This window comes from Streptomyces sp. NBC_00464, assembly GCF_036013915.1.
Lineage (GTDB): Bacteria > Actinomycetota > Actinomycetes > Streptomycetales > Streptomycetaceae > Streptomyces.
The window spans coordinates 6,990,969-7,014,950 of record NZ_CP107899.1 but is presented as its reverse complement, the minus strand read 5'-3'; the positions used below and the strand labels follow the sequence as shown (position 1 = coordinate 7,014,950).

The following is a 23,982-nucleotide window of genomic DNA, read 5'->3' as shown; positions in this document are numbered from 1 at the left end:
GGTCAGGCCTCCTGTCGGGTGGTGGATGTGGAAGCGGCGGACTCGAACTCCGCTGCCCCGGCCGTGAGATCCAGGTAGGCCTGTTCCAGCGTGGGCTGCTCGTCCACGAGTTGAAGAACCGGAACGCCTTCCGTGGCGGCGAGTGCCCCGATCTCGTCCGCTCGCGCCCCGTCGACGGTCCAGTACCCGTCGTCACTCTGCTGGGCCCGATACCCCTTGCGTGTCAGGAGCTCACCGAGCCGGGGTGATTCGATCGTGGGAACCCGCACTCGTACCCGGGGCCGGCTCCGGGAGTCGAGGAACTCCTGCATCGGGAGGTCGACGAGCAGACGTCCTTGCCCGAGGACGATCAGATGGTCGGCGAACGACGATGTCTCGTTCATCAGATGGCTGGAGACCCATACTGTGCGGCCCTCCCGTGCCAACCGCTTCATCAGCTCGCGGATCCAGATGATGCCCTCCGGATCCAGACCGTTCGACGGCTCGTCGAGCATGACCACTTCGGGATCGCCGAGCAGTGCCGCCGCTATCCCGAGGCGCTGGCGCATGCCGAGGGAGAACGTCTTGATCCGCCGGCCCCCCACGTGACCGAGTCCGGCCTCCTCCAGTACCTGCTCGACTCTTGCCCCGCTCAGACCGTTGCTCGTGGCCAGGGCGAGCAGGTGATTGCGCGCCGTCCGCGAGCCGTGGGCGGCCTGCGCGTCAAGCAGTACCCCGACATGGCGAAGTGGATCACCCAGAGATGCGTACGTCCGCCCGCCGATAGTGGCGGTGCCGCCGGTGGGCCGGTCGAGGCCGAGAACCAGTCGCATGGTGGTGGACTTGCCCGCGCCGTTCGGTCCGAGGAATCCGGTGACCCGGCCGGGACGCACACTGAACGTGAGACGGTCCACGGCGCGGGTGGCGCCGTAATCCTTGGTGAGGTCGTTGACGTCGATAGTGGTCATGTGCTCAGCCTGGCCGCCGGACCGGGCAGCGGTCCTCCCCCGCCGGTGTGGATCATCTCCCCCGCGCGGGGGAGCCGTCGGGTCGAGCGCGCTGGCACGATGACAGCATGCTCAGCTTCCTCCGCCCGTTGACTGCGCCAGTCACCTACACCCGGTGGCTGCATCTGCTCATGCCTGGCGCCGCAGTGAGCGTCTGGCTGTTCATCTCGATGGACACGCCCTGGGTTCCGGTCGTCCTCGCGGCCCTGGTGGGGCTGATTCCCGGCATGCGCCTCGCCGAGGGGATCCAGGCGCAGCTGCTGCTGACGCCCGAGGAACGGGGCCGCCCCGAGGCAACCATTTCAGTAGCCCCCTCCGCCTCGTGGTCCGAACGATGGCGGACTGCGCTCTGGCTGGAGATACGGCTGGTGTGTGCCGGACTGGCCGGTATGGCGACGGTGTGGCTGCCGGCGACGACGGTTGATCTCGTCCGCTCCGCGGCCGGTTCGGAGCCGAGCGCCGAATGGTTCGCCGCCGGGCTGGGCACGCATTGGTGGGCCGCGCTCCTCGCTCCGGTTCCCCTGGTGATACTGCTGGCCGTGGTCGTGGGATGCGGGGAGCTGATCACTGCTGCCGCCCGGTGGCTGCTCGGCCCCACTCCGAAACAGCGGATGACCGCGTTGGAGGAGCGTACGGAGCAGCTGCTGGAGCGCAACCGGATCGCGCGCGAGCTGCACGATTCGATCGGGCACGCCCTGACGATCGCCGTTGTTCAGGCGGGTGCGGCCCGCGCCGCGCGCGACCCGGCGTTCACCGAGAGGGCACTGGCGGCGATCGAGGAGACGGGCCGTGATGCGCTTGACGACCTGGAACGAGTGCTGAGAGTGCTGCGCGAATCGGGCACGCCGTCGGGGCAGCGGCCGTCGCTGAGCGAGGCAGGCCGTCTGCTGGACTCCGCACGCGGTTCCGGTGCCGAGGTCGATGCGAATGTTTCGGGTCCGCTGGAACAGGTACCGCCGTCGGTGTCCCGAGAGGGGTACCGCATCCTCCAGGAGGCCCTCACCAACGTCCTGCGTCATTCCGGATCGGTTGCGGTCCGCGTCCGCATCACCGTCGCCGACGGCCGACTTGACCTGGAAGTATCAAATCCGCTCGTGGGTTCGACCGCCGCCCCTGGGGGTGGAAGTGGTCTGAGGGGCATCAGGGAACGAGCCGCTCTGCTGGGCGGCAGCGCCAGGACGGGACCGTGCAAGGGGGAATGGATGGTGCACGCGAGCCTTCCTCTGCACCGCATAGGCTGACCAGCCCACCGCATACGCTGACCGAATGCCGGTTACCGTTCTTCTGGTCGACGACGAACCCCTGGTCCGTGCAGGACTGCGCGCGGTCCTGGAGGCCCAGCCCGACATCAAGGTGGTGGGAGAGGCGGGTGACGGCGCCGCGGTGATTCCGTTGGTGCGTCAGCTGCGTCCTGATGTGGTGGCCATGGACGTCCGCATGCCGCTGATGGACGGCATCGAGGCGACTCGGGTGGTGCTGCGCACGGTGCCCGACCCACCGAAGATTCTGGTGGTGACGACGTTCGAAAACGATGAGTACGTCTACGAGGCGCTGCGTGCGGGCGCGGACGGCTTTCTCCTCAAGCGGGCCCGGCCGGCCGAGATCGTGCACTCGGTGCGGCTCGTGGCAGAGGGCGAGTCCCTGCTGTTCCCGGCCGCGGTCCGCCGGCTCGCCGCCGAGTACGGCACGAGCAAGGCTCGGGAGGCCATGGAAAAGGCCTCGCTCACCGAGCGCGAAGCGGCCGTGCTGCGGCTGATGGCCCGAGGTCTGTCCAATGCCGAGATCGCCGCCCGGCTCGTGGTGGGCGTCGAAACGGTGAAGACCCATGTCAGCGCCGTGCTGGCGAAGTTGGGGGCGCGGGACCGCACCCAGGCGGTCATCGCCGCCTACGAGTCCGGATTCGTCTCTCCGAGCTGAGACCGCGGGTGTTCCTGGCGGCCACGCCACCCAGGGATTCCGGGGCTTGTCCATCCAAGGGTTGGCAGCCTGGCCACCCGAGTCCGGCGACTTGCCGCCCACGCTCGCCCAGTCCCTGAGCAGCGAGTACGATCCGCCTGACATGCGCACGAGCTGGGAGGACACACCGTGGGCCGGCTGACCGGTGGGGACCCGTCGTTGCTGCGTCGGATCAATTCTGCGGTGGTTCTGCATGCCCTCCGGGGTGCGGAATCACCGACCCTCACGGACCTGACCCGGATCACGGGCCTGTCCCGGCCTACGGTCGAGGGCGTCGTGGAGGGGCTGTTCGAGGCCGGGCTGGTCGTCGAGTCGGCCCCCGACGGTGCCGAGGCACGTCGTCAGGGCCGCCCCGCCCGCCGGTTCCGGTTCCGGGCCGAGGCGGGACATCTGCTGGGCATCGAGATCGGCCCGCACCGGGTCTCGGCGTTGCTGTCTGGGCTGGACGGCCGGATCATCGGCGCCGGCTCTCGTGAGGTTTCGGAGACCGCCTGCGCGGACGACCGCCTCGACAGGGTACGGACCGTGGTCGCCGATGTCCTTCGGCGCACGGGCGTGGCCCGCAGCAGCCTGCGCGCGGTCGGCGTGGGCAGCCCCGGCATCGTGGAGGCCGACGGCACCGTCCGGCTGGGCACCGCTCTTCCGGACTGGACGGGCCTGGCGCTCGGTGAGCGCCTGCGGCGCTCGTTCCGCTGCCCCGTCCTCGTGGAGAACGATGCGAACGCGGCGGCCGTCGCGGAGCACTGGAAGGGCGCGGCCACGGAGTCCGACGACATCGTGTTCGTACTGGCGGGCCTGAGCCCGGGGGCGGGCTCGCTGATCGGCGGACGGCTGCACCGCGGTTTCGGCGGGGCGGCCGGCGAGATCGGTGCGCTGCATCTCCTGGGACGTGACGTCACACCGGAGCGACTGCTGTCGACGACGGACACCCCCCTGGACCCGCTGGACGAGCACGCGGTCGCCGCAGTGTTCGCCAAGGCCCGGCACGGCGACGAGCAGGCGCAGGCCGCCGTCGAGCGGTTCATCCAGCGCCTGGTCCATGATGTGGCGGCGCTGGTCCTGGCGCTCGATCCGGAGCTGGTGGTCATCGGCGGCTGGGCCGCCGGGCTGGATGGGGTGCTGGACCCTCTCCGCGGTGAGCTGGCCCGGTACTGCCTGCGGCCCCCTCGGGTGACGCTGTCACTGCTCGGTGAGGCGGCCGTGGCCACCGGTGCCCTGCGGCTGGCGCTCGACCATGTCGAGGAGCAGCTCTTCGCCGTGGAGGGAACGGTGACGGCCCGCCGCTGAGTGCGACGGGCCGTACGGTGCACGCCCCGGGCGGGCGGTCATTCGGTCAGGATGCCTGGCGGGTCTGATCGTGGTGACTGATCTCCAGATCGCCCGAGTCGCCGAAGGTGAGCCGGCAGGTGTCGGCCCGGTACGTGGCGACGGAGACGGCAGCCGTGCCACCGGCCGCGAGGTAGCGGGTCGTCACGACGAGCACGGGGGCGCCGGGAAGCCGGTCGAGTTCCTTGGCGTCGTCCGCGCGAGCCGAGCCGAGCTCCACGGATCGGTCCTGTCCGTCGAGGCCCAGCCGGTGCAGTTCACGGACGACGCTGCGGGCCCTGGCGGGGCCGGACGGGGTGTCTATCGCGGAGAGATCCGGGACAGAGGACGCCGGTACGTACAGCAGCTCCGCCGCGACCGCCTGTCCGTGGGTGAGTCGGATCCGGCGCACGATGTGGACGGGCTCCTCGCCTGCCACGTCGAGCAGGCCGGCCACGGCGGCCGGTGCGGCGGCCGTCCGGCAGTCGGCCGCCTGCCATGCCTCGCCCGCACCGCCTCCGGTCCAGTCGTGCTGAGCGGTGGAGACGGCGACGCCCACGCGCGGCGGGGCGACGGTGGTACCCACTCCTCGGCGGCGCTGCAGCCTGCCTTCGAGTTCGAGCTGCTCCAGGGCCTGCCGGAGCGTGGCCCGGGCGACGCCGAACCGGGCGGCGAGCTCGCGCTCATTGGGGAGGATCTCCCCCACCGCAAAGTCCGAGTCGAGTGCCTCACTGAGCACGGTCTTGAGGTGCCAGTACTTCGGCTCCTGTACCGATTCCAGCTGCGTGGTCCCCACCCTGTCCTCCGCATTCGCCCAGCGGCTTTTCCGCGACGTTATTTATTAAAGGTTCCTGTCTTAACGTTGAGACCATAGGACGGCGCATCCCCTTGGTCAAGACCAATCCTCCGGCCGAAGGGCCGCGAACCGGCGATCCGCCGCACAGCGTTCACAGGACGTTCGCGGAAGAAGGGCCGTACGCAGCACAAAGCCCCACGTCCGAGCGGGTCCGTGGGGCTGAGGCAGTCGGTTGGGCAACTTCCCGGCACGAGCAGTCGGGAGCCGATTCCGGAGAAGCGGCCCATCGGCTCCGGTCACCTACTCGCGGGCGAAAAAAGTGAGCTTGTCAGGGTTACGGACGATATATACGCATTGAATGACTCCACCCCGTACGTCCACCTGGACTGCGGAGTCCGGCTTGCCGCCGGAGAGCACCAGCACCGCCGGACCGCCGTTCAGCTCCAGGAAGCGGATCGTCAGGTCGGGGATCTGACCGGCGACGGCGAAGAGGAACCTGCCGACCTTGTCCGCACTCTGCAGGATCCGCAGGGGCGCCTTCGACTTTCCGCCGCTGTCGCCGACGAGCCGCACGTCCGGTGCGAGCAGCGTGAGCAACGCGGCAATGTCACCGCCGGCAGCCGCGGCCAGAAAGCGTTCCGTGAGGTCACGGCGCTGAGCGGGGTCGACGTCGTAGCGCGGCTTGCGTTCCTCCACGTGACGGCGGGCGCGCCCGGCGAGCTGGCGCACGGCTGCTTCGGTCCTGTCGAGCGTCGCGGCGATCTCCGCGTAGGGAAATCCGAAGGCCTCGCGCAGGACGAAGACGGCGCGCTCCAGCGGGGACAGCGACTCGAGGACGACAAGGACGGCGACGGACACGGAGTCGGCGAGCACAGCCTGCTCCGCCGTGTCGGGCGCGGTCGGCCCGAAGTCGGTGACCAGGGGCTCCGGCAGCCACGGCCCCACGTACGCCTCGCGTCGCGTACCGAGCTGGCGCAGCCGGTCGATGGCGAGGTGGGTGACGATCCTGACGAGGAATGCACGCGGTTCACGCACGTCCTCCCGTGAAGCGGCCGACCAGCGGAGCCAGGCCTCCTGGACCACGTCCTCGGCGTCGGCGATCCGGGCGAGCATGCGATAGGCGACCCCGATGAGTACGGGCCGGTGCTCTTCGAAGACGTCGGTCACGGTTTCGGCTGCCACCTGCCCATCCCAGCCGACCCGCAGCACGGTGTCCAGTTCCCCGCCGTCGCCCTCTTGAACTACAAGCTACCTGCGGTAATTGTTGTTGACGGAATGTCTAAGCCGCTTGCAGGCACGGTTCGTACGTGTCGCCTCACCCGGGAGCACCCTCCATGGCCACCACGGTCTCGTTCACCGTCGAGTCACCCCGAGGACGACCGCGGACCGTGTCCGTCGCCTACGAACGTGCCGGTTCCGGAGAGCCGTTGCTGCTGCTCCACGGCATCGGCCACCACCGTCAGGCCTGGGACCCGGTGATCCCGGTCCTGGCCGTGGAACGGGATGTCATCGCGATGGACCTGCCGGGTTTCGGCGCCTCCCCCGGGCTTCCCGACGACCTTCCGTACGACCTGACCACCGTGGCACCGCTGCTCGGGACCTTCTGCGAGGCGATCGGCGTGGACCGCCCCCATGTGGCGGGGAACTCGCTCGGCGGCCTGCTGGCACTGGAGCTCGGGCGCGAGAAGCTCGCACGCTCGGTGACCGCGCTCTCCCCCGCCGGGTTCTGGACGGACCGCGAACGCCGGTACGCGTTCGGTACGCTCCGCGCCATGAGGCTGGCAGCGGAGTCGATGCCGCTGCCCCTCATCGAGCGACTGTCCCGTTCCGCGGCCGGCCGCACGGTCCTGACCAGCACCATCTACGCCCGGCCCGGGCGGCGTTCACCGGAGGCCGCTGTGTCCGAGACCCTGGCCCTGCGCCGGGCGACCGGCTTCCACCGGACGCTGGCCGCCGGCCGTGACGTCCTGTTCGCCGACGACGTGCCGGGGCTGCCGGTGACCATCGCCTGGGGCAGCCGCGACCGGCTGCTCCTGCGGCGCCAGGGCATCCGGGCCAAGCACACCGTCCCCGGCGCCCGGCTGGTCCGGCTTCCCGGCTGCGGCCACGTCCCGATGAACGACGACCCGGCTCTGGTGGCGCGGGTGATCCTCGACACCAGCCGCTGAGTCCACCGCCCGCTCGCGGCCTCGTCGGTGCAGGATGCCCGAGCCGATCGCCACGCCGAGCCCGACCAGACAACTGCCGGCGGCCTGGGCGGGACCGTACGAGCCCGCACCGACCAGCGGGGCCGTGAGCGCGGCAGAGACGGGGATCAGACCCGAGAAGAGCGTGGCCCGCTCGGCTCCGATCCGCTGCACACCCCTGTACCAGCAGACGAAGCCGACCACGGTGACCACAGCGGCCTGCCAGATGAGCGCAGCCGCCTCGCCCGGCGTGGGCAGCCGCAGGAATCCCGCGCCGTCGACCAGTACGCCCAGCACCGCCGACTCCGCGGCCGCGATCGCGCACACCGTGGCGGACAGCAGCTTGGGCCCCAGCGGACGCAGCACCGGAACGGCGAGCACCGCGAAGCCCACCTCGCCCGCCAGCGCACCGACGGAGCAGACGATGCCGGCCGTGTCCGTACGCCCCCAGCCCTGGACGGTGACGGCTCCCGCGGCAACCAGCACCGCGGCGTAGAGCACGGCCCGCGCCGGCCGGCGCCTCTCCAGCAAGGGTGCGAGAACAGCCACGAGGATCGGCGCGCACCCGACGAACACTCCTGGAACCGCCGGTTCCGCGGACCGCTCCGCGGCAAGGACCGCCAGGTTGAAGCCGACCATACCCACAGCGGCGAGCAGGGCGAGCCGCCCCCACTGCCTGCCGGTGAGCCCCCTCAGCGTGGCGACGGGCCGGGGCTCCCCGGCCCGTGTCAGGAGAGGCACGAGCAGCAGGCCCGCCAGACCGTAGCGCAGGGCCTGACCACCCGCGTAGGGATAGTCGCCGAGAACGCTGTTGGCGGTGAAGGAAGCACCCACGAGGATGCAGGCGAATGCGGCGAGGAGCGCGCCGCGCAGGTAGGTCACGTTCATGGCAACGACGCTAGACAGCCGGGCGGTCCGGTTTAAGGTCCACCTTCATGACGTCTTCGGGGACCAGTTCAGTGTCCGGCAGTGGTGGCGGTGCACAGGAATCCGTTTCGGCCGCCTGGGAGTTGTTGCTCCCGGCCGCTTCGGCACCCGTCCGTGGGCGCGGACGCGCCCTGCAGTCGGCGCTGCGTGAGGCGGTCCGCTCCGGTCGGCTGGTGCCGGGCACCCGGCTGCCCTCCAGCCGCGCGCTCGCCGCCGACCTGGGCGTCTCACGCGGCCTGGTCACGGAGGCCTACGAACAGCTGACCGCCGAGAGCTATCTGCGCAGCGGACGCGGGGCCGGTACATGGGTGAGCGGATCGGTTCGTGCGGCGGCCGGTGGTGCCCGCGATCGCGCTCCACGCGCCCGATGCACCCGTATCGACTTCCGCCCCGGCACCCCGGATCTCTCGCTCTTCCCCCGCAGCGCCTGGGCCGCCACCTACCGTTCGGTTCTCGGCCGGCTGCCGCACAGCGCCCTGGGATATCCGGATCCGCGCGGGCTTCCCGAACTCCGCGACGCCCTGGCCGCCCTGCTGACGAGGCGCCGCGGTGTGGTGGCCGACCCTGAGCGCCTGCTGGTCTGTTCGGGCGTCGCCCAGGCGACGACACTGCTCGGATTCGTCCTGCGCGGCCGTGGACTGCGCACGGTCGGTGTCGAGGACCCGGGAAGCCCCGAACACGCCTCGCTCTTCGCGTCGGCTGGCCTGACCACGACGCGACTGCCGCTCGATGACGAAGGACTGGAGGTCGGCCCTCTCGTGGGCTCCGGCGTACGCGCCGTCGTGACGACGCCGGCCCACCAGTTCCCCACCGGAATCGCGTACTCCGCTGCCCGCCGCAGCCGACTGCTCGACTGGGCCAGGGAAACCGACGGGCTGATCATGGAGGACGACTACGACGGTGATTTCCGCTACGACCGCGCGCCCGTCGGCGCCCTGCAGGGACTCGACCCCGAGCGCGTCGCGTACACCGGCTCGGTGAGCAAGTCGCTTGCGCCCGGCCTCCGGCTGGGCTGGCTGCTGGCACCGGCGTCGCTGACGGACGAACTGACCGACCGCAAGCGCACCATGGACCTGGGCAACCCCGCCGTCGACCAGGCGGTGCTCGCCGACTTCATCGCCCGGGGCGGCTACGACCGCCAGCTGCGCCGCTGCCAGCGCGCGTACCGGGAACGCCGTGACGTCCTGACGACGGCACTTGCCGAACACTTCCCGGGCACCCAGGTCAGCGGAATCGCGGCAGGGCTGCACATCATCGCCCGGCTGCCCGAACGGTACGGCCCCGAGGCGGAGTTCATCGCCCGCGCCGAGGAGGACCGGATCGCCCTACGGCCGCTGAGCGACTGCGGTGCCACGCGAAGCGACGACGGATCCGTCGGTCTGGTGCTGGGTTATGCGCACCTGTCGCCGGCGGACATCGCACACGGCGTGCAGCGGCTGGCCGCGGCCTGTCAGGGAAATCGCTGAGGCGGCGGGCCGGGTATTCACCTCGCGTTGGTGTGCACGACTCCGGCGGACGCGAGGGTGGGCCCCTCGCTCATCAGTCCGCGCGTCCGACCCGCTGCCCCGGAGGCCCTTCGATGCCGTCCCGTCCGCGATTCCCGTCCCCCGACCGACGTACCGTGCTGCGCGGTTCGCTGGCCGCCTCGGCCGCTCTCGCACTCCCCGTGGCGGGCGCGGCGGCCCCGGCCTTCGCACGGTCCGGCCGCCCGGACGCGGCCTGGGGTGTGCAGGTGGGCGATGTCACGTCCTCCTCCGCACTGGTCTGGGTGCGCTCCGACAGGCCGGCCCGGATGGTGGTGGAGACATCGGCGACGGAGTCGTTCCGGCGTGCCCGCACCTGGCACGGCCCGCTGCTGGGTCCCGGTACGGACTTCACCGGGACGACGCCGTTGTACGGGCTGCCGCCCGGCGAGCAGGTGCACTACCGGGTGACGCTCGCCGCTCCGGACGATCCCCGCCGCACCGGCGAACCGGTGTACGGCACCTTCCGGACCGCGGCCGCACGCCGGCGGGACGGTGTGCGATTTCTGTGGTCCGGCGATATCGCGGGCCAGGGATGGGGCATCAACCCGGACATCGGGGGCTACCGGGTGTACGACGAGATGCGCCGCCTCGACCCCGACTTCTTCCTCTGCAGCGGGGACAACATCTACGCGGACGGGGTGATCGAGCCGCGTGTGACGCTGCCCGACGGGCGTGTCTGGCGCAACGTCACCACCGAGGAGAAGGCGAAGGTCGCCGAGACACTCGCCGAGTACCGGGGGAACTTCCGCTACAACCTGCTGGACGACAACCTCCGAAGGTTCAACGCGCAGGTTCCCTCGGTGATTCAGTGGGACGACCACGAGGTGCGCAACAACTGGTATCCCGGGCAGATCCTCGATGACGTCCGGTACACCGAGAAGAACGTGGACGTGCTGGCCGCGCGCTCGATGCGGGCCTTCCGCGAGTACTTCCCGGTGTCGACCCTGCACGGAGTCACGGGCGGGGACAGGGTCCACCGGGTCGTGCGGCACGGACCGCTTCTCGACCTGTTCGTGCTGGACATGCGGACCTTCCGCAACGCCAACTCCCCCGGCCGGCAGCCCGACGACACCACCGGAATCCTCGGCGCCGAGCAGTTGGCCTGGCTCAAGCGGGAACTGTCGAGGTCCCGGGCGGTATGGAAGGTGATCGCCGCGGACATGCCGCTCGGGCTGGTCGTCGCCGACGGTGCCACGGACTTCGAGGCCGTGGCGCAGGGCGATCCAGGGGCTCCGCTCGGCCGCGAACTGCAGATCGCCGAACTGCTGCGGTTCATCAAGCACCGCCGGATCACCGGCACCGTGTGGCTGACGGCGGACGTGCACTACACCTCGGCCCAGCATTACGCCCCCGAGCGTGCGGCCTTCAAGGACTTCGCACCCTTCTGGGAGTTCGTCACGGGGCCGCTGGCGGCCGGACAGTTCCCGTCCAACGCGCTGGACGGCACGTTCGGACCCGACCAGGTGTTCGTTCAGGCGCCCGACCGGGCGAACGTCTCGCCGATGGAGACGCCTGCGCTCTTCGGCGAGGTGGACATCGACGGTGACAGCGGCGAGTTGACCGTGCACCTTCGCGAACAGGGCGGGTCCGTCCTGTTCAGCACCACGCTGCAGCCGGGGCGCGTGGGGCAGTGAGCCCGGCGGCTCGGCCTGCCGGCACCGGGCCGGGGTGAGAAGCAGGCACCTCGCGCCGATTCCCGTTCCAACCTCGCTCAAAATCGGCTTGCCAACCGGCCAAAAACAGACGATAGGCGACTAGATCCACACTTAACCCATCGGTCACAAGGAGTTCGTGATCAGGCAACACCACTCGGTCACAGTGGGGTCATGACTGATGTGACCTCCGCGAAGAGTGCTCGCCGCCCCCACCACTGGCGGCGGGACCTCATTGAACTCGCCGCCCTGTTCACCGCCGTCGCCGTCGCCGACGCGATCGCGAACCTGATCGGACACCAGCCGGACGGACCGTATCTGCTCATCGCCTCGGCCGTGGCGCTCACCGCCACCGCCGCGTTCCACACCTGGTGGGCACGGCGCCACAGCCACGCACCACCGCCGGATGCCGACGGTACGGGGGCCCCGGCCATACGGACGGCCCCCGGGTCCGATGCCCCGTCGCCGGACGCCGCCGCCACCGAGACGGTGCTGTGGCGGATGCGCACGACGGTCCGGGACGCTCCCGGCAGCCTGGCAGCGCTCTGCATCGTGCTGGCCCGCCACCGGATCGACATCCTGACCCTTCAGACCCATCCACTGGCCGAGGGCACGGTCGACGAGTTCCTGCTGCGCGCCCCCGCCACGCTGCCGGCCCCGCAACTGACCCGGGCGATCTCCGAAGCCGGCGGCAGCTCCACCTGGATCGAGCGCGCCGACGCCCACGATCTGGTGGACGCACCCACCCGGGTGCTCGGCCTCGCCACCCGCACCGCCCTGGACGCCGCCGAACTCCCCCTCGCGCTGCGCCAGCTGCTCGGCCGGTGCACGATTCACTCGCTGCCCGCCGTGTCGATCACCGGGCGCGCCACCGGGGAGACCGCTCCCGTGGAGGGTGTGCTGGAGGAGACGGTGATGCGGCTGCGCGATCCGTCGGGCGGCGTCATCACCGTCGAGCGCCCCTATCTCCCGTTCACGCCCACGGAGTTCGCCAGGGCCCGCGCCCTGGTCGAACTCGATGCCCGGCTCGGCCCCCGCGTCCCGCGCAGCGAGCACGTACTCACCCTTCCCGAGGGCAACGCGATCACCGTGCGCCGGGCGGACCGCAGCGACCTCGAAGCGGCCAGGGCCATGCACGACCGCTGCTCGGAGCAGACCCTGCGACTGCGCTACCACGGGCCGGTCCGGGACGCCGACCGCTATCTCGAACACCTGCTGAGCCCGCGCTTCGGGCGCACTCTCGCCGTGCAGACGGCCTCCGGCCGGACGGTGGCCCTCGGCCATCTCCTCTGGGACGGCGACGAGACCGAGGTCGCCCTGCTCGTCGAGGACGACTGGCAGCGCCGCGGCATCGGCTCCGAGCTGCTGGGCCGCCTGGTGGCGCTCGCCCTGGAGGCGGGCTGCGAGAGCGTCTACGCCGTCACCCAGGCGTCGAACACCGGCATGGTCGCCGCCATGCGGGCGCTCTCGCTGCCCCTCGACTACCAGATCGAGGAGGGGACTCTCGTGATCACCGCCCGACTGGCCGCGACACCGGCACTGCCCCTGCCGCCGTACGAGCAGGCGGAGCGCTGACCGCCTGACGTACGGGCTCCTCGCCGCTCAGCGCCTGGCACAGATCGGCCCACAGGTCCTCCACGTCCTCCAGCCCGACCGACATGCGCAGCAGCCGGTCGCCGACCCCCGAGGACTGACGGTCTCCCTCATCCACAATGCGGTGGCTGATGGAGGCCGGGTGCTGGATCAGGGTGTCCACACTGCCCAGACTGACCGCGGGAGTGATCAGCCGTACCGCGGCGATCACCCCGTGCGGGTCCCCGTACACCTCGAAGGAGACCATCGCACCGCCCAGTTCCGGGTAGTGCACACGGGCGATCCGCGGGTCTGCGGAGAGTCGGCGGGCGAGTTCCGCGGCGTTCGCCGACGCGGCCCGGACGCGCACCGGCAGCGTGGCGAGACCGCGCAGCAGCAGGTATCCGGCCATCGGATGAAGCACCCCGCCGGTGGCGAAGCGCACTTGGCGCAGCCGGGCCGCGAACTCCTCGTCGCAGGCGACGACTCCGCCCATCACATCCCCGTGGCCCCCCAGGTACTTCGTCGCACTGTGCAGCACGATCCGTGCCCCGTGTTCGACGGGCCGCTGGAGAACCGGCGTGGCGAAGGTGTTGTCGACCAGCAGCGGCACCGAGCCGCAGGAGTGCGCGACCGCCCGGATGTCCACTTCCGCAAGGGTCGGGTTGGCGGGCGTCTCGACGATCACCAGCCCCGTGTCGGGGCGGATCGCGTCGGCGATGCCCGCGGGGTCCGTCCAGGTCACCTCCGTGCCGAGGAGCCCGGCGCCCAGGAGATGGTCGCTGCAGCCGTAGAGCGGGCGGACGGCCACCACATGGCGCAGTCCCATGCTCGCGCGCGCCAGCAGGACGGCGGTGAGCGCGGCCATCCCGCTGGCGAACGCCACAGCGCTCGCGGTCCCTTCGAGGCGGGCCAGGGCCGTTTCGAATCGGGCAGTGGTCGGATTGTCGAGCCGGGCGTAGACGGGCGGCCCGTCGAGCCGGGCGCCGGTGGCGGCGAAGGAGTCGATCCGTTCCGCCTCGCCCCTGGAGTCGTAGCTGGGGTAGGTGGTGGACAGGTCGATCGGCGGGGCGTGCAGGCCGAGTGCTGCGAGGTCTTCGCGTCCGGCGTGCACGGCTTCGGTGGCCGGTGCCCGGTACGGGGGTGTCGTCGAGGGCGCCGTCGAGGAGTGGATGTCCATGCCCCCACTCTGAACAACCGCCGGGTCAGCTACGCAGTACGCCGTGCTACGTTCGGCAGATGACCGATTCTGTCGCTCTCGACACGGTGGATCTGCATATTCTGCGGCTGCTTCAGAACGATGCCCGGACCACGTACCGCGAGCTCGCGGCCGAGGTCGGGGTCGCCCCGTCAACGTGTCTGGACCGGGTGACCAGACTGCGCCGCACCGGCGTCATCCTCGGCCATCAGCTGCGGCTGGACCCGGCCAGGATGGGCCGCGGCCTCGAGGCATTCCTCTCCGTGCAGGTCCGGCCGCACCGCCGGGAGCTCATCGGCCCGTTCGTCGACCGGATCAGGACACTGCCCGAGTCCCGTGCGTTGTTCCACCTGACCGGCCCCGACGACTATCTGGTCCATGTGGCGGTGACCGACACCGCCGACCTCCAGCGGCTGGTCCTGGACGAGTTCACCTCGCGGCGCGAAGTGGCCCGCGTGGAGACGCGGCTGATATTCCAGCAGTGGGAATGCGGTCCGCTGCTGCCGCCCTCGGGCCGGACGGCCGATGCGGGTCCGGGTCAGGTCCACGGTGCCGATCGGTAGTGACGCGGAGCCCCTCTCCGTACGAGGATGTCCATATGTCAGACACTCCGAGCAGCGCGCTGCCCCGCCAGGTCGCCGACACCTACGTCGACGCATTTATCGAACTCGACCCGATCTCCGGCACCTATCTGGGTGTCGCGGAGAGCTCGCGCCGCCTTCCCGACTTCTCCCCCGCCGGCCAGGAAGCACTGGCCGAACTGGCCCGCACCACGCTCGCGTCGCTCGACCGCGCCGAGCAGCTCCCCGGCGCCACCGATGACTCCGAACGCCGCTGCGGCCGCCTCCTCCGCGAGCGCCTGACGGCCGAACTGGCCGTACACGAAGCCGATGAGGCTCTGCGGGCCGTTTCCAACCTGCACTCTCCGGCCCACTCGATCCGTGAGGTGTTCACGGTGACGCCCACCGAGACGGACGAGGACTGGGCTGCCGTCGTCGAGCGGCTCAAGGCGGTTCCGGGCGCGCTGGCCGGCTACCGCGAGTCCCTCGCGCTCGGCCTGGAGCGGAAGCTGTACGGCGGTCCGCGCGCCACCACCACCTTCATCGGCCAGCTCGACGAGTGGATCGGCGACGGCACGACGGGGTTCTTCCAGGACTTCGCCGCCTCCGGCCCGGACACACTGCGGACCGGACTGGTCGCCGCCGCGGCGCAGGCCACCCGGTCGCTGGAGGAGCTGCGTAACTGGATGCGCGAGGTGTACGCCCCCGCGATCGAGGGCGCGCCGGACACGGTGGGCCGCGAGCGGTACGCCCGGTGGTCGCGCTACTTCAACGGCACCGATCTGGACCTCGACGAGGCCTACGCGTACGGCTGGTCGGAGTACCACCGGCTGCTCGCCGAGATGCGGGCCGAGGCCGAGAAGGTGCTGCCGGGCGCGGGTCCCTGGGAGGCGCTGGCCCATCTCGACGTGCACGGCAAGCACATCGAGGGGGTCGACGAGGTCCAGGTGTGGCTGCAGAGCTTGATGGACGAGGCGATCGAGGCCCTGGACGGGACGCACTTCGAACTCGCCGAGCGGGTCCGCAAGGTGGAGTCCCGCATCGCTCCGCCCGGCGGCGCCGCGGCGCCCTACTACACGGGTCCGTCCGAGGACTTCTCGCGCCCCGGACGCACGTGGCTGCCGACGATGGGCGAGACCCGGTTCCCGGTGTACGACCTGGTCTCCACCTGGTATCACGAGGGCGTGCCCGGCCATCACCTCCAGCTGGCCCAGTGGGCCCATGTCGCCGAGAGCCTCTCGCGCTACCAGGCGTCCATCGGCATCGTCAGCGCGAACGCCGAGGGCTGGGCGCTGTACGCGGAGCGGCTGATGGACGAGCTGGGCTTCCTGCCCGACGCCGAGCGCCGGCTGGGTTATCTCGACGCCCAGATGATGCGGGCCTGCCGGGTGATCGTGGACATCGGCATGCACGCGGAGCTGGACATCCCGGCCGACTCGCCGTTCCACCCCGGTGAGCGGTGGACGCCGGAGCTGGCCCAGGAGTTCTTCGGCAACCACAGCGGCCGGCCCGCGGATTTCGTGGAGAGCGAGCTGACCCGCTATCTCTCGATGCCGGGTCAGGCCATCGGTTACAAGCTGGGCGAGCGTGCCTGGCTGCTCGGCCGGGAGAACGCCCGGGCGGCGCACGGTGACGCCTTCGACCTCAAGTCCTGGCACATGGCCGCCCTGTCCCAGGGCCCGTTGGGTCTGGACGATCTGGTCGACGAGCTGTCGAAGCTCTGACCGGAGCGCCCGGCCGGTCCCGGACGCGGTGTCCGGGACCGGCCGGGCGGGGTCAGCACTCGCAGTCGCCGGACGTGTCCGGTGCGGTGAGCGGGTCGGCGGTACGACGCTCACGCCCCTGCCAGGTCTCGAACTCGAAGCCCTCTCGCGCCCAGTACTCGAAGCCGCCGAGCATCTCCTTGACCTGGTAGCCGAGTTCGGCGAGGGCGAGTGCGGCACGGGTGGCGCCGTTGCATCCGGGTCCCCAGCAGTAGGTGACCACGGGCACCGCGGGGTCGAGCAGGTCCCGTGCCTGCGCGGCGATGAGCGCCGTCGGCAGATGTACGGCCCCGGGGACGTGCCCCTGGTCCCAGGACGCGGTGGAGCGGGAGTCGAGGAGTACGAAGCCGGGGCCGCCCTCGGCCGCCAGTGCCGCGGCGACGTCCGAGACATCGGCGTGGAAGGCGAGCGAGGCACCGAAGTAGGCGGCGGCCACGGCCGGAGCCGCCGGCGGAACGCGCAGTACGGGGTTCGTGGCGGTGGCGACCGCGGTATCGGTGGCGGTGGCGGTGGCAACCGCGGTATCGGTACGGGTGGCGACCGCGGTGTCGGTGGCGGTGAGCTGCGAAGTCATGGTGAAAATCTACGATCGGCGAGGGTCCGCCGGAAGATGAGATCCCCGGCACACCTCTTGTTCCGCCGGGGAATTCCCTGTTTCCTCTTCCCATGACCGACTATTCCCCGGACGACACCGACTGGCGCATTCTCGACGTCCTTCAACGCGACGGCCGTGCGACGTTCGCCGAGCTCGCGCGGGCCGTCGCGATGTCGTCGAGCGCCGTGACGGAGCGGGTGCGCCGGCTGGAGGAGGCCGGAATCATCAGCGGTTACGCGGCGGTGGTCGACCCGGAACGCCTCGGTCTGCCGGTTCTCGCCTTCGTACGGCTGCGGTATCCGAACGGCAACTACAAGCCGTTCCACGACCTTCTCGACACGACGCCGGAGATCGTGGAGGCCCACCACGTCACCGGCGACGACTGCTTCGTACTGAAGGTGACAGCCCACTCCATGCGGCATCTGGAGGCCGTCACCGGAAAGATCGGCGCCCTCGGATCCGTCACCACCAGTGTCGTCTACTCCTCGCCGCTGCCGAGGCGGGCGGTCAGTCGCTGATCCCGTCCGCGGTCCGGTGCCGCACGGCCGATCCGTGCCGTTCCTTCACCACTTCGAGCTGGGCGGGAATACGCCGGCGCAGATCGCCGACATGACTGACGATGCCGACGCTGCGGTCCCGCTCACGCAGGGAGTCCAGCACGTCGAGCACCTCGTCCAGGGTCTGCTCGTCGAGGCTGCCGAAACCCTCGTCGATGAACAGGGTGTCCAGCCGCACGCCGCCCGCCTCGTCGGTGACCACGTCGGCGAGGCCCAGTGCCAGGGCGAGCGAGGCGAAGAACGTCTCGCCGCCGGAGAGTGTGGCCGTGTCGCGTTCGCGCCCCGTCCAGGCGTCGATGACGTGCAGTCCGAGGCCGGCCCGGCGGCCTCCCGTACGGGCGTCGGAGTGGACCAGCTGGTAGCGGCCCGACGACATCCGCCGTAGCCGGGCGGTGGCGGCCTCCGCCACCTGTTCGAGACGGGCCGCGAGCACGTACGACTCCAGCCGCATCTTGCGCTCGTTGTCCGCGGACGTGCCCGCGGTGAGCCCGGCGAGCCGGGCGACCCGTTCGAACTCCTCGCGCACCGGCCCCAGGCCGCGCACCTCGTCGGCCGCGCGGCGGGAGAGCCGGCCGAGTTCGGCGCAGCGCTCCCGTGCCGACGCGAGGGCTGCCGACGCGTCCCGCAGCAGGCGCTCGGCCGCGTCGTAGGCCGGCTGCGCGACCTCCGGTACGGCCGGGGCCCGGTCGGCGGCCGCACGGGCGTCGGTCTCGGCCAGCCGGTCGGCCACCGCGGCCGCCTCGGCCTGCCAGGCGTCAATACGGTGCTGAAGCGCACGCTGTCCGGCGTCGGCGAGCAGGGTGTCCGCCGCGGCTTGCGGTGTGTCGAAGCCCGCCCGGAACGCGGCGTCGGCGAGCCGGTCGTCGGCATCCTTGAGCCGCGCTGCCGCGCTCTCCTCCTCGCGCACCGTCGTGGCCGCCTCGACGAGCAGAGCGACCCTGTTCTGCAACAGTGCCGCGTGTTCGGTGACGCTGCCCGACTCGCCGCGTGCCTGCGCCAGCACCTCTTCCAGCGCGGCCTGTTCACCGTCGAGGCCCTCGCGCCGGGAGGTGCGGGCCGCGGCCCGGCGTTCGGCGTGCTGCCGGTCCTCGGCCCGCTGCGCCTGTTCCCGCTCGGCTGCTGCGAGCGCCTCGCGTGCGGCGTGCATCCCGGCGGCGGTCCGGTATGCCTGCGCGTGCTCACGGGTCAGCGTGTCCACGAGCGCGGCCAGTGCGTCGGCCGTCGGATCGGCCGCCGCGCTGTCGGTGACGGCCGCTTCCGCGCCCTCCACTGCCTCCGCACGCGCTGCCGCATAGCGTTCGCGTACGGCTCCGAGCGCGTGCTCCGCCTCGGTGCGCGCCTGCTCGGCACGCCGGTGGGCGCCCTCCGCGGCGTCCTCCGTCGCCTGGTCGACGTGCCCCTCCCCGGCGCGGGCCGGCCGCGGGTGGTCGGCGGAACCGCAGACCGTGCAGGCCTCACCCTCGACGAGTTCCCGCGCGAGTTCGGCCGCGATGTCGCGCAGCCGTCGCTCGCGCAGGTCGAGCCAGTGCTCGCGGGTGCCCAGGGCGCGCTCGCGGGCACGGGCGAGCCGGTCCTCGGCGCAGGACGACTCGTCCGCCAGCTCATCCCTGCGGCGGGCCGCTTCCAGCCGTCGCCGGGCCGGATCCAGCCGCCCGGCCAGCAGTTCGGCACGGGTCGCGGCCTCCTGCGCCGCTTCGATACGGGCGTGCAGTCCGCTGCGGGTGGCCTCCCAGCCGGTCAGCCAGCCCTCGGCGTCGCGGATCAGTTCGTCATCGGCCCGCGCCTGCCGTTCCAGCGCGGTGCGTTCGCTGTCGATCTCCGCGCTGCGCCGCTCGGCACGGCGCGCGGCGTCAAGGCCGCCGAGCTCCTCGCGCAGTCTGCGTTCCAGGGCTGCCAGCTGCTCGGCGCCCGCGTCGGCCAGGCTGCCCGGCAGCCGGGACCGCGAGCGGTCCCGGGCCGCGCTCGCGCGCCGGTACGCCCGCTCCGCTTCGTCGCGCAGTTCCAGTGCCGGGGCGACGCGGTCCGCCTTGCGGGCGCGGCTCAGCCGTTCCCGGGCGTCGTCGTGTCCGGGCCGGCCCGCCTCCGACGCGGCGGCGCGGCGCCGCGTCTCCGCGTACCGCTGCTGAAGCGCGGCCAGTTCCCGTTCGGCGTCCAGAGCGAACCTGGCTGCCGCATGGCGGCTCTCGGCCGCGGACAGCACCTCGGCGGCGATGTCGAGCCGCTCCCGGGCGCTGCTGCGGGCCGTCGCGGCCCATGCCAGTACGGCGTCCGCGAGCCCCGGTTCGCCCGGCTGGACGTCCGGCAGCGGGCATTCGCGCCCGGCAGGCCCTGCGGCCTGGGCGATCCGCTGGGCGAGGGCGAGGGTCTGTTCGTCCCCGGCCCTGACCTGGTTCTCGGCGGCCCGGCGCAGGTCGGCGAGGCGCTCCTCGACGGCAGCGAAGCGGCGGGTGTCGAAGAGCCGGCCGAGCAGCTTGCCGCGGGCTTCCGCGTCGGCCCGCAGGAAACGGGCGAAGTCGCCCTGCGGCAGGAGCACCACCTGGCAGAACTGTTCCCGGCTCATCCCGATGAGCTGCGTGATCTCCTCACCGATCTCCTGGTGCGAACGGCTCAGCGCCTGCCAGCCCTGCTCGGTGTCGTACACGCGCAGCCCGCTCTGCGCCTTCTCGACGGTGTGGCCGCCGCCCCGCTTCTTGGGCCGGGGCTGGGCCGGGCGCCGGGTGATCTCCAGACGGCGCCCGGCAACGGTGAGTTCGAGCCGGACCTCGGTCGGCAGGTCCGCGGCGGCGTGGTCGCTGCGCAGCGAGGTGCCGGGGCTCTGCCGGGCGCCGGGCACGGCCCCGTACAGGGCGTAGCAGACGGCGTCGAGGACCGAGGTCTTGCCGGCGCCGGTCGGTCCGTGCAGCAGAAAGAGCCCGCCCGCCGAGAGCGCGTCGAAGTCGATCTCCTGAGTGGTGCCGAAGGGGCCGAAGGCGGTGATGCCGAGCCGGTGGAGCCTCATCGGTTCACCTCGCGTACGCCGTCGTCGACCCGTACGTGGTCGAAGGCGCTGCGCAGTACGGTCCGCTCGTGTTCGTCGATGCCGTATCCGCCGCGGACATGGGCCACGAAGTCCTCCGCGATGCTCTGGTCGTCGCGTCCCCGCAGCCGCTGGGCGTAGGAGGTGTGCGGGTCGTCGGGTGCCCGGTCCGGTTCGAGGACGAGGCTGAGCGTGTGCGGGAAGCGCTCGACGAGACGGGCCATCGGCTCGGCCGGCCGGACCGGGTCGGTGAGGGTGGCCTCGACCCAGCAGTGTTCGTGCCGGTCGAGGGCCGGGTCGTCGAGGAGGGCGTCGAGCCGGCCCCGGAGCCGGGCGAGCGGTCGGGGCACCGGGCAGTCGATCCGCTCGGCGGCGATCGCGCCTGTGGCGTCGAGGTCGATCAGCCACATCGTCTTGCGGTGGGCGGTCTCCGAGAAGGAGTACGCGAGCGGGGAGCCGGAGTACCGGACGCGCTCGGCGACGGTCTGGCAGCCGTGCAGGTGCCCGAGTGCCACGTAGTCGACCCCGTCGAAGACTCCGGCGGGGACGGCCGCCACTCCGCCGACGGTGATGTCGCGTTCGCTGTCGCTCGGCTCGCCGCCCGCGACGAAGGCATGGGCGAGGACCACGGACCGGGTGGCGTCCGGCCGCTCGGCGAGATCGGCGCGGACCCGGTCCATGGCGGCCGTCAGCACGGCCTCGTGCCCGGCCCGCTCCGCCTTGAACACGTCCTTGACGAGGGCGGGTTCGAGATAGGGGAGGCCGTAGAACGCCACGTCGCCGTGTGTGTCCGGAATCACGACTGGGGTGGCGCAGTCGGCGGGGTCGGTCCGCAGATGGATGCCGGCCCGCCCCATGAGTCCCGCGCCGACACCGAGCCGCCGGGCCGAGTCGTGGTTCCCGGAGATCATCACGGTGGGCACCCCGGCGGCGGCGAGCCGGTGCAGCGCGTCGTCGAAGAGCTCCACAGCGGAGAGCGGCGGCACTGCTCTGTCGTACACGTCACCTGCCACGAGCACGACGTCGACCTCGTGCTCCTGCACGGTGGCCACCAGGTGGTCGAGGTAGGCGGCCTGCGCCTCGTGCAGCGAGACACGGTGGAACGACCGGCCCAGGTGCCAGTCCGATGTGTGCAAAATCCTCAAGAGCCGGCTCCGACCTGCATGTTTCGCTTCCTCGTCCCCCGGGTCCTGTCCGGCCGTGCAGCGCGCCCGTTCAGGGCCCCGGCACCGGGGCCCGCCACTCGTGCGCCCCCCGCCCCTGTTCCCCCACGCACCACAGTCTCCCACCACCCGATACGCCGCCGGGGCAACAGCCGGGAAGACGGCCACGGGCAGCTCGCCGGGTCCGTCCGCTCAGGCGTCCCCGTACGCCTCCGCGCCCAGCTCCAGCTCCGCCTCGCCCGCCGTGGCGTCGGCCAGCCAGCGCCGGAACTCCTCGACCTCGGCGTCCGGCAGGCCGATCTCGATGGTCACGGCCTCCGCGTAACGGACTTCGCGCACGGTGCGTCCGGTGGCCCGCAGTTCGTTCTCCAGCCGGCCGGCGCGCTGATGTCCCACCGTGACCGTCGCGATCCGGAACCGCTGCCGGGTGAGCGTGCCGATGGCGTCGAGGGCCTCGCCGACCACACCCCCGTAGGCCCGGATCAGTCCGCCTGCGCCGAGTTTCACCCCGCCGTAGTAGCGGGTCACGACGGCGACGACGTACCGCATCTCGCGGCGGGTGAGCATCTGCAGCATGGGGACGCCGGCGGTACCCCCCGGCTCGCCGTCGTCACTGGCCTTCTGTACGGAGGCGTCGGCGCCGATCACGTACGCGAAGCAGTTGTGGGTGGCGGTCGGGTGTTCCCGGCGGACGCGTGCGACGAAGTCCTGGGCGTCCTGTTCGGTGGCGGCGGGGGCGAGCGCGCAGAGGAAGCGTGATCGGTTGATCTCGGTCTCGTGCACGCCCGCGCGGGCGACTGTCCGGTACTGCTCCTGCATCCGGCCAGCCTATGCGCAGCCGCGGGAATGGTCCGGAGCGGCCGTCCGTTGTGCGGATCATGTACGCAGACACGGAGACGATCCGCAGGATTCTCGAGGAGACCGGCGACACCTGGGCGGTGGTGGGGCTGTCCGGCAACCGCTCGCGCGCGGCCTACGGCGTGGCCGAGGTGCTCCAGCGCTTCGGCAAGCGGGTGGTACCCGTCCATCCCAAGGCGGAACGGGTGCACGGCGAGGAGGGCTACGCCTCGCTTGCGGACATCCCCTTCCCGGTCGACGTGGTGGACGTCTTCGTCAACAGTGAGCTGGCCGGTGCGGTGGCGGACGAGGCGGTGGCGATCGGTGCCTCGGCGGTCTGGTTCCAGCTCGGGGTGATCGACGAGAAGGCGTACGAGCGCACGAGGGCGGCCGGGCTCGACATGGTCATGGACCGCTGCCCCGCCATCGAAATTCCCGCGCTGAACCGCTGAGGCGCGGTGGGCCCCGCTCGCATGTGCGGGGTGTCACACGCCGCTCCGGACCGGGACAATGACGTGCTGTGAGTACTGCCCGCATCCCGAGGGTGCCGACCGTTCCGCACAGCAGGGCCCGCCTGGCCGGAGAGCTGGCCTCGCTCGGTGTCGAGCGCGGCAGCGTGCTGATGGTGCACGCGTCGCTGCGCGCGGTGGGAGCGGTGGACGGCGGCGCGGATGCGGTCGCGGCCGCGCTGCGGGATGCGCTGGGCCCCGAGGGCACGCTGGTGGTGCCGGCTTTCACCCCGGAGAACTCCGACACCTCCGCGCTGTACCACGCCCGGGTCCGTGGCCTCGGCGAGCAGGAGCGGGAAGCCGTTCGGGCGGCGATGCCCGCGTTCGATCCGGCCACCACGGCGGCCCCGTCGATGGGCCGGCTCTCGGAGGCGGTGCGCCGGACCCACGGCGCCGCCCGCAGCGCGCACCCGCAGACCTCCTTCGCCGCACTCGGCCCGCTGGCCGGCCACGTGGTGGCGGACCATCACCCCGACTGCCACCTGGGCGAGGACTCCCCGCTGGCCCGTCTGCACGAACTGCGGGCCGGGATTCTGCTGCTCGGGACCGGCTTCGGCTCCTGCACGGCTTTCCACCTCGCCGAGTACCGCGTCCCGTCCCCACCCCGCCGCACCTACCGGTGCGTGGTGCGGGACGGAGGCCGCCGCCGGTGGTGGGAGTACGAGGACGTGGCGCTGGACGACAGCGACTTCACGGCGCTGGGCGCGGACTTCGAACGATCGGACCACGGCACGGCGGTCCGTACCGCTGCGGTGGGCTCCGCCACGGGCCGCCTGTTCCGGTTCCCGGCAGCGGTCGCGTTCGCCGTGCGATGGCTGCCGTCGCATCGCCGCGGTGCCGTCGCAAGCGAACCGTGCACCCCGGCCACCTGACGTTCC

The 23,982-nt window shown here is 71.6% G+C and carries 20 protein-coding genes and 1 pseudogene; 12 read left to right on the top strand and 9 right to left on the bottom strand.

All coding sequences use genetic code 11. From position 1 onward, the window contains the following. Positions 1-2: 2 nt before the first annotated feature. Positions 3-947, bottom strand: coding sequence for an ATP-binding cassette domain-containing protein (locus OG912_RS31530; protein ID WP_327712280.1), 945 nt, complete (start codon positions 945-947; stop codon positions 3-5). A gap of 107 nt (positions 948-1,054) precedes the next feature. Between OG912_RS31530 and OG912_RS31525 the strand changes: the two genes are divergently transcribed. From OG912_RS31525 to OG912_RS31515, 3 genes are all read left to right on the top strand, one after another. Beyond that, positions 1,055-2,227: a sensor histidine kinase gene (locus OG912_RS31525; RefSeq protein WP_327712279.1), complete on the top strand. Its 1,173-nt coding sequence runs from the start codon at positions 1,055-1,057 to the stop codon at positions 2,225-2,227. Between the two features lie 25 nt (positions 2,228-2,252). Next, on the top strand, positions 2,253-2,903 hold the full coding sequence (locus OG912_RS31520; RefSeq protein ID WP_327712278.1) for a response regulator transcription factor: 651 nt from the start codon (positions 2,253-2,255) through the stop codon (positions 2,901-2,903). Positions 2,904-3,071: 168 nt separating this feature from the next. Beyond that, positions 3,072-4,229 (top strand): ROK family transcriptional regulator, encoded by a 1,158-nt coding sequence (locus OG912_RS31515; protein WP_326734839.1) that lies wholly within the window; start codon positions 3,072-3,074, stop codon positions 4,227-4,229. Positions 4,230-4,275: 46 nt separating this feature from the next. Here the strand turns inward: OG912_RS31515 and OG912_RS31510 are convergent, their stop codons facing one another. Next, positions 4,276-5,043 carry a GntR family transcriptional regulator gene (locus tag OG912_RS31510; protein ID WP_327712277.1) on the bottom strand — a complete coding sequence of 256 codons (768 nt, stop codon included), beginning with the start codon at positions 5,041-5,043 and terminating at the stop codon, positions 4,276-4,278. 300 nt (positions 5,044-5,343) lie between these two features. Then, positions 5,344-6,225, bottom strand: coding sequence for an RNA polymerase sigma factor SigJ (sigJ, locus tag OG912_RS31505; protein ID WP_327712276.1), 882 nt, complete (start codon positions 6,223-6,225; stop codon positions 5,344-5,346). Positions 6,226-6,377: 152 nt separating this feature from the next. Here sigJ and OG912_RS31500 point away from each other — a divergent pair, with 152 nt between their 5' ends. Continuing rightward, entirely contained in the window at positions 6,378-7,211 is an 834-nt protein-coding gene (locus OG912_RS31500) for an alpha/beta fold hydrolase (protein ID WP_327712275.1), read from the top strand. A 57-nt stretch (positions 7,212-7,268) separates the two neighbouring features. On the opposite strand, the pseudogene OG912_RS31495 reads toward OG912_RS31500, so the two are convergent. After that, positions 7,269-8,117: pseudogene (locus OG912_RS31495) on the bottom strand (DMT family transporter); the annotation flags it as partial. 47 nt (positions 8,118-8,164) lie between these two features. Here OG912_RS31495 and pdxR point away from each other — a divergent pair. From pdxR to OG912_RS31480, 3 genes are all read left to right on the top strand, one after another. Then, the gene (gene pdxR, locus OG912_RS31490) at positions 8,165-9,622 is read left to right on the top strand and encodes a MocR-like pyridoxine biosynthesis transcription factor PdxR (RefSeq protein ID WP_327712274.1); all 1,458 of its coding nucleotides are present in this window, start codon (positions 8,165-8,167) and stop codon (positions 9,620-9,622) included. 113 nt (positions 9,623-9,735) lie between these two features. Next, positions 9,736-11,316, top strand: coding sequence for an alkaline phosphatase D family protein (locus OG912_RS31485; protein WP_327712273.1), 1,581 nt, complete (start codon positions 9,736-9,738; stop codon positions 11,314-11,316). A 192-nt stretch (positions 11,317-11,508) separates the two neighbouring features. Continuing rightward, a complete protein-coding gene (locus tag OG912_RS31480) occupies positions 11,509-12,909 on the top strand; it encodes a GNAT family N-acetyltransferase (RefSeq protein WP_327712272.1) in 1,401 nt (466 codons plus the stop codon). Here OG912_RS31480 and OG912_RS31475 read toward each other — a convergent pair. Then, entirely contained in the window at positions 12,845-14,086 is a 1,242-nt protein-coding gene (locus tag OG912_RS31475; protein WP_327712271.1) for a trans-sulfuration enzyme family protein, read from the bottom strand. The two genes, OG912_RS31480 and OG912_RS31475, sit on opposite strands and share 65 nt — an antisense overlap. A 59-nt stretch (positions 14,087-14,145) precedes the next feature. Between OG912_RS31475 and OG912_RS31470 the strand changes: the two genes are divergently transcribed. Continuing rightward, positions 14,146-14,667, top strand: coding sequence for an Lrp/AsnC family transcriptional regulator (locus OG912_RS31470; protein WP_326734847.1), 522 nt, complete (start codon positions 14,146-14,148; stop codon positions 14,665-14,667). A 35-nt stretch (positions 14,668-14,702) separates the two neighbouring features. Next, positions 14,703-16,388 carry a DUF885 domain-containing protein gene (locus tag OG912_RS31465; RefSeq protein ID WP_327712270.1) on the top strand — a complete coding sequence of 562 codons (1,686 nt, stop codon included), beginning with the start codon at positions 14,703-14,705 and terminating at the stop codon, positions 16,386-16,388. 52 nt (positions 16,389-16,440) lie between these two features. Here OG912_RS31465 and OG912_RS31460 read toward each other — a convergent pair whose 3' ends face one another. Continuing rightward, positions 16,441-17,001: a rhodanese-like domain-containing protein gene (locus OG912_RS31460; RefSeq protein ID WP_327712269.1), complete on the bottom strand. Its 561-nt coding sequence runs from the start codon at positions 16,999-17,001 to the stop codon at positions 16,441-16,443. Positions 17,002-17,093: 92 nt separating this feature from the next. Here OG912_RS31460 and OG912_RS31455 point away from each other — a divergent pair, with 92 nt between their 5' ends. Then, the gene (locus OG912_RS31455) at positions 17,094-17,540 is read left to right on the top strand and encodes an Lrp/AsnC family transcriptional regulator (protein WP_327712268.1); all 447 of its coding nucleotides are present in this window, start codon (positions 17,094-17,096) and stop codon (positions 17,538-17,540) included. Here OG912_RS31455 and OG912_RS31450 read toward each other — a convergent pair. The 3 genes from OG912_RS31450 to OG912_RS31440 all read right to left on the bottom strand — a co-directional run bounded on the left by OG912_RS31450 (position 17,530) and on the right by OG912_RS31440 (position 22,577). Continuing rightward, the gene (locus tag OG912_RS31450) at positions 17,530-20,577 is read right to left on the bottom strand and encodes an SMC family ATPase (protein ID WP_327712267.1); all 3,048 of its coding nucleotides are present in this window, start codon (positions 20,575-20,577) and stop codon (positions 17,530-17,532) included. The genes OG912_RS31455 and OG912_RS31450 overlap by 11 nt on opposite strands. Further along, positions 20,574-21,740, bottom strand: a complete 1,167-nt coding sequence (locus OG912_RS31445; RefSeq protein ID WP_327712266.1) for an exonuclease SbcCD subunit D — start codon at positions 21,738-21,740, stop codon at positions 20,574-20,576. Before OG912_RS31445 ends, OG912_RS31450 begins: the two co-directional genes overlap by 4 nt. 210 nt (positions 21,741-21,950) lie before the next feature. Beyond that, positions 21,951-22,577 (bottom strand): YigZ family protein, encoded by a 627-nt coding sequence (locus OG912_RS31440; RefSeq protein ID WP_327712265.1) that lies wholly within the window; start codon positions 22,575-22,577, stop codon positions 21,951-21,953. A gap of 59 nt (positions 22,578-22,636) precedes the next feature. Here OG912_RS31440 and OG912_RS31435 point away from each other — a divergent pair, with 59 nt between their 5' ends. Further along, complete coding sequence (locus OG912_RS31435) at positions 22,637-23,047, top strand: CoA-binding protein (protein ID WP_327712264.1); 411 nt, start codon at positions 22,637-22,639, stop codon at positions 23,045-23,047. Positions 23,048-23,115: 68 nt separating this feature from the next. Then, the gene (locus OG912_RS31430; RefSeq protein ID WP_443061036.1) at positions 23,116-23,976 is read left to right on the top strand and encodes an aminoglycoside N(3)-acetyltransferase; all 861 of its coding nucleotides are present in this window, start codon (positions 23,116-23,118) and stop codon (positions 23,974-23,976) included. Positions 23,977-23,982 lie beyond the last annotated feature (6 nt).

Bases quoted from the DNA above. Each gene is read 5' to 3' on its own strand.
- OG912_RS31525 (WP_327712279.1), top strand. From the start codon at position 1,055: ATGCTCAGCTTCCTCCGCCCGTTGACTGCGCCAGTCACCTACACCCGG.
- OG912_RS31440 (WP_327712265.1), bottom strand. From the start codon at position 22,577: ATGCAGGAGCAGTACCGGACAGTCGCCCGCGCGGGCGTGCACGAGACC.
- OG912_RS31460 (WP_327712269.1), bottom strand. From the start codon at position 17,001: ATGACTTCGCAGCTCACCGCCACCGACACCGCGGTCGCCACCCGTACC.
- OG912_RS31455 (WP_327712268.1), top strand. From the start codon at position 17,094: ATGACCGACTATTCCCCGGACGACACCGACTGGCGCATTCTCGACGTC.
- OG912_RS31485 (WP_327712273.1), top strand. From the start codon at position 9,736: ATGCCGTCCCGTCCGCGATTCCCGTCCCCCGACCGACGTACCGTGCTG.
- OG912_RS31450 (WP_327712267.1), bottom strand. From the start codon at position 20,577: ATGAGGCTCCACCGGCTCGGCATCACCGCCTTCGGCCCCTTCGGCACC.
- OG912_RS31465 (WP_327712270.1), top strand. From the start codon at position 14,703: ATGTCAGACACTCCGAGCAGCGCGCTGCCCCGCCAGGTCGCCGACACC.
- OG912_RS31435 (WP_327712264.1), top strand. From the start codon at position 22,637: ATGTACGCAGACACGGAGACGATCCGCAGGATTCTCGAGGAGACCGGC.
- OG912_RS31500 (WP_327712275.1), top strand. From the start codon at position 6,378: ATGGCCACCACGGTCTCGTTCACCGTCGAGTCACCCCGAGGACGACCG.
- pdxR (WP_327712274.1), top strand. From the start codon at position 8,165: ATGACGTCTTCGGGGACCAGTTCAGTGTCCGGCAGTGGTGGCGGTGCA.
- OG912_RS31480 (WP_327712272.1), top strand. From the start codon at position 11,509: ATGACTGATGTGACCTCCGCGAAGAGTGCTCGCCGCCCCCACCACTGG.
- OG912_RS31475 (WP_327712271.1), bottom strand. From the start codon at position 14,086: ATGGACATCCACTCCTCGACGGCGCCCTCGACGACACCCCCGTACCGG.
- OG912_RS31470 (WP_326734847.1), top strand. From the start codon at position 14,146: ATGACCGATTCTGTCGCTCTCGACACGGTGGATCTGCATATTCTGCGG.
- OG912_RS31520 (WP_327712278.1), top strand. From the start codon at position 2,253: ATGCCGGTTACCGTTCTTCTGGTCGACGACGAACCCCTGGTCCGTGCA.
- OG912_RS31530 (WP_327712280.1), bottom strand. From the start codon at position 947: ATGACCACTATCGACGTCAACGACCTCACCAAGGATTACGGCGCCACC.